The 980-nt window shown below is 65.4% G+C and carries 2 pseudogenes; both read left to right on the forward strand.

The annotated features are described in order from the left end of the window. Positions 1–145: 145 nt before the first annotated feature. A pseudogene (locus FUT88_RS24520) lies at positions 146–811 on the forward strand (MBL fold metallo-hydrolase); the annotation flags it as partial. A gap of 25 nt (positions 812–836) precedes the next feature. After that, a pseudogene (locus FUT88_RS24525) lies at positions 837–980 on the forward strand (DsbA family protein); the annotation flags it as partial.

Consider the following 980-nt stretch of genomic DNA (forward strand, 5'->3'; position numbering starts at 1 on the left):
TATGTGGCGGCATGCGCCGGTGACGCCGTTGGCGTGATGACGTGCTGCGCGATGCGTGCGGCGCGGACCACGCTGCGGCCATGATCCGCTGGCGCGTTGATGGACGTTGGCACTGGGCGGCATCGCGTGGCGCATGTTCGGCGGACGTGCTGCTGCCAAGACGCTCACCACGGTCTACATCAGCCAGAGCGATCCGGATTATTACTTCGGCCTCGACGTCATCCGCGCTGCCTTCCCGAACGCGAAGATCGTGGCCACACCGCAAACCGTGGCCGCCATCAAGGCATCAATGAACGGCAAGCTCGCCTACTGGGGCCCGATCCTGAAGGACAACGCGCCCAAGACGCTCGTACTGCCCGACGTGCTGAACGCCGACCACCTCACGCTGGAAGGCCGCACCATCGACATCAAGGGACTGAACGGCCCCGACGCGGCACGCACGTATCTGTGGATCCCGTCGATCAAGACCGTGGCCGGCGGCGTGGTCGTCAACAGCGGCGACCACGTTTGGGTAGCCGACACGCAGACACGCGAATCGCGCCTGGGCTGGTTGCAGACGCTGGACAACATCACAGCGCTCAAGCCGACGACCGTGGTGCCCGGTCACTTCACGGGTGCAATGCCAGCGGGGCTGGACGCGGTACGCTTTACCGCGGATTACCTGAAGACCTTTGAGGTACAGGCCGCCAAGGCGAACAACTCGGCGGAGCTGATCAAGGCGATGAAGGCGGCTTATCCGACGCTGGCCGGCGAGGCATCGCTGGAGCTGAGCGCCAAGGTCATCAAGGGCGAAATGAAGTGGCCGCAGTAAGCTGGCCTGCCACCGAGGAAACAACATGACGACGTTGCATTACATCTACGACCCGCTGTGCGGCTGGTGCTACGGCGCCGCGCCGCTGGTGGAAGCCGCGCGCACGGTGCCCGGCCTCACGATCGCCTTCCACGGCGGCGGCATGCTTGCCGGGCCGAATCGCCGCGCG

It is taken from the genome of Ralstonia sp. TCR112 (assembly GCF_007997035.1).
Classification (GTDB): domain Bacteria; phylum Pseudomonadota; class Gammaproteobacteria; order Burkholderiales; family Burkholderiaceae; genus Ralstonia; species Ralstonia edaphi.